The organism is Bradyrhizobium sp. 87, assembly GCF_023073015.1.
GTDB classification, from domain to species: domain Bacteria; phylum Pseudomonadota; class Alphaproteobacteria; order Rhizobiales; family Xanthobacteraceae; genus Bradyrhizobium; species Bradyrhizobium canariense_D.
Window position 1 is genome coordinate 1 of the sequence record NZ_JADPIQ010000064.1, and the last position, 3,089, is coordinate 3,089.

4 protein-coding genes are annotated in these 3,089 nt (G+C 62.9%); all 4 read right to left on the minus strand.

The window, feature by feature from the left end; translation table 11 throughout:
- Nucleotides 1-56: 56 nt before the first annotated feature.
- Entirely contained in the window at nucleotides 57-2,189 is a 2,133-nt protein-coding gene (locus IVB50_RS42705; protein WP_247296416.1) for an AAA family ATPase, read from the minus strand.
- Nucleotides 2,186-2,419 carry a hypothetical protein gene (locus tag IVB50_RS16025; protein ID WP_247296418.1) on the minus strand — a complete coding sequence of 78 codons (234 nt, stop codon included), beginning with the start codon at nucleotides 2,417-2,419 and terminating at the stop codon, nucleotides 2,186-2,188. The genes IVB50_RS42705 and IVB50_RS16025 overlap by 4 nt, the downstream gene beginning before the upstream one ends.
- Nucleotides 2,416-2,805 carry a hypothetical protein gene (locus IVB50_RS16030; protein ID WP_247296421.1) on the minus strand — a complete coding sequence of 130 codons (390 nt, stop codon included), beginning with the start codon at nucleotides 2,803-2,805 and terminating at the stop codon, nucleotides 2,416-2,418. The genes IVB50_RS16025 and IVB50_RS16030 overlap by 4 nt, the downstream gene beginning before the upstream one ends.
- Before the next feature lie 103 nt (nucleotides 2,806-2,908).
- The coding region (locus IVB50_RS16035; RefSeq protein ID WP_247296423.1) for an AlpA family phage regulatory protein at nucleotides 2,909-3,089 on the minus strand (181 nt) is incomplete at its 5' end.

Here is a 3,089-nt window from a genome sequence, read left to right on the forward strand (position 1 = left end):
CGGACAAGCAGACAAGACCGGACATTGTCCGTTTTTGTCCGCTGTCCGCGCTCTGCTCAGCCATCATCGCGCACCAGCCAGACCAATCCATCGAGGCAGGCGGTCCGATTGAACGTTTGCAGGTCATCCTTGGCGCGCCGGAAAGCACGATCGCGGTCCTCCTTCTTCTCGGCCGATGACAGCCCGCCGCGCTCACACGCGGTGTGCCACTCCTCCAGCGCCACGACGCGGACGTTCCGGGGGAATTCCTGCGATGCCGGCGGCGGCCGCCCATTGTCATTGATGCAGCGGGTCAGCAGCTCCATGGCGCGGCGTTGGGTACCGCTCAGCCCCTTCTTGACCTTGGCTTCTTGGGCGGCCTCGGCGGCATCGTCGGAAATGATGGCGGTCGTGATGGCGTCGCCGTCCTCGTCGGTGCCGAGCAGCGCGCTTTCGATCTTGTAGTGCGTGAGCGGGCCTTCCATGCCGTCGTTGATCTTGATGACGGTGGCAGTCTTGACCGCGCCTTCGCCGCCGCTGATCTGGACCATCAAGTCAACGTCGCCCAGATTCGCGTTGGAGCCGCGATGCCCACGCTCCTCGTCCTTGCCGGTGTGACCGACGCAAGCGATGTGGACGGTCGTCAACTCCTCGACGCGGCGCAGGTTGGCGAGCACGACGTTCACGTCCTTCGCCTTGTCCTCGTCGCCACCGCCGGCGGCAATGCCTTTGCTGATCGTGTCGATGACGATCAGACCAACCTTGCAGTCGAAGCGGGTTTCCGCCTCGCGGATCGTGTCGACGATCAGCTTGACGCAGCCCTTGTTCTTCAGATCGATGACGTTGGAGGCGACGGCAATCGGCAGATCGGGTGCATCATACTTGCGCTTATAGGCCGACAGGCGACGCTTGACCAACGCGCCGCGCTCCAGCGCGATGTAGACGACGCCGCAGCGCTCCTTCGAGCGGTAGCCGCGCCAATCGCAACCCCATGCGACATGGAATGCCAGATCGGTCATCAGCACCGACTTGCCGACGCCGGGCGGGCCGAACCAATTCGAGGTCTCGCCGTGGGCCAGCACGAACTTCATGATCCAGAACTTCGGCGGCAGCTCGCTCAGCTCGTTGTAGTAGGCCAGCGCCAGTGCGCTCGGCACCTTGGCCTTTGCCACGCGTTCTTCGACTTCGCTGCGCTCCGCCTCCCGCCTTTGCGCCTGGAACTCCTCCCACTTCTTATTGACGAGCCTCCCGATGTCGGGGTCATCAAATCCCTTCTTGCAGGCGCTGCCGATGACCATCTGAATGGCAAACGGCTCATATCCGCGCACGAGGAGTTCCCAAGTCACGGCGACCAAATCGTTGTGCCAGCCCTGCCCACCGCCATTCTGGTGCTTCTCAAGCAGGGCCTGCATGTCGCCATCGGTCAGGCGGCCAGCCTCCCGCATCTGCGCGTCGGCATAGCGTTCGAATAGATCGAGGTAGTCATGCCTCGCCACGCCGGAGTTGGTGGGAGCGCCAGAGCCCGCCGACTTCGGCTTCGCCGGTTGCAAGTCGCGCAACGCCTCGACCGAATAGGAAGGCGCATCGTTCTTGATCTGCACCGTCGTGAGTTCGGGGACATAGCCTTTCGCCTGTTTGTGCGCCGGGGGAAAGCTGATCGAACCGCCGACGCGCACCAAGCGGTCGCAGTTCTGCACTGCGTCACCCTCGAAGCGCTCAGACAATGCGGTGTTGGCGTCCTCGACATCTTGGGGCTCGGTGAGGGGCTCCCGGTTCAGGAAATGCACCTGAGCGCGAGTGTGCGGGATGGTGCCGGTTGTCACCACGACGCCGGGCAGGAGTCCCTCACGCCGGCAGATTTCGACGGCACGCTCGTAGTCGCCGGGCTGGTCGAGGTCGGCCCAGGAATAACGTGCAGCACAAAAATGGGCCTTACCCGCTCGCCCGGATTTCGGCTTCTCACCGTGACGCAGGGCGGCGCCGACGTAGCAATTGTGGCCGCGCTCGTTCATCTTCACGATGTACTGGACGATCGGCTCCACATTGTGCGCCGAGAAGAAGCGCCACTTGATCGGGCCGTCCGGATAGATACAGACGATCTCGATCCAGGCATCAGGAAATGCATGTACGAACGCCGGATCGAACAGCGCGTACAAGAACGCGGTGATCGCCGCGATGTTCGGCTTCAGGATTTGCGCGTGCGCGTTCACGGCTGCACACCGCGCGTTTCGCCGAGTCTGCGGACGTGCTCCCTACAGGCTCCGATCAGGATGCCAGCTTGAGCCTCGGTGAGACCATATTCGCCCCTGTGCTGCTGCTCCTCGTTCCACCAAGTCCGGAGATCATCCGCATTCTTGGCGAGCGGAATGACCTCCAGCGCGACGGCCACGTAGACGGCTGCCTGACGCTGCTGCTTCAGGATTTGCGCGAGCATGTTCATGGCCGCGCCTCCGGCTGCTGCTGCGGCCCGCCATCCCGCCACAGCTCCGGCTGACGCAAGAGCCAACAGCGGGTCTCGGTGATCAGCTTGGTGTTGCTGTTGAAGCCGAGAGTGACGCAAGTGAGCTCGATCTGCATGGCGAGCCAGTTCTTGTCGAGCTGGCGCCAGCCACCATCGCCAAGGAGCCACGCGCCGTTCGGGCTGTTGATCAGCTTGTGACCCTTCGCGCGCAATCGCGCCAACACGCGCAGGCCGGCAGCGATGTGGCGCTCGCTCTTCTTGAGCGGCTTGCGCGGATTGAAACCAAGTTCGATCGCGAAGGCGAGAAATGGGTCGTTGGTATCGACTTGCGTCCCGCTGTCCGCGCCGCTATCGTCATCGTACATCTGAACATTCCTGATGAGTGGTGATGATGAGGCGGCCTGTGGCGGGCCGCCTTTTCCGCGACTAGGCGACGCGCTCAGCCAGGGCCTGCGCCGCAAGATTGCACTAGCGCCGTGCAATCGCGGCACTGACCCAATCATCAACCTCGTCGGTGACCCAACCCACGCGCTTGGCGCCGATCGGAACGCGTCTCGGGAATTTTCCCTCAGCTTCGAGACGATCGATGTACCGGCGACCGAAGGGAACGCCGTGGTCGTGCAGTTCAGGAAATAACAACAGCTTGCGA

Bases quoted from the DNA above. Each gene is read 5' to 3' on its own strand.
- IVB50_RS16030 (WP_247296421.1), bottom strand. From the start codon at position 2,805: ATGTACGATGACGATAGCGGCGCGGACAGCGGGACGCAAGTCGATACC.
- IVB50_RS16025 (WP_247296418.1), bottom strand. From the start codon at position 2,419: ATGAACATGCTCGCGCAAATCCTGAAGCAGCAGCGTCAGGCAGCCGTC.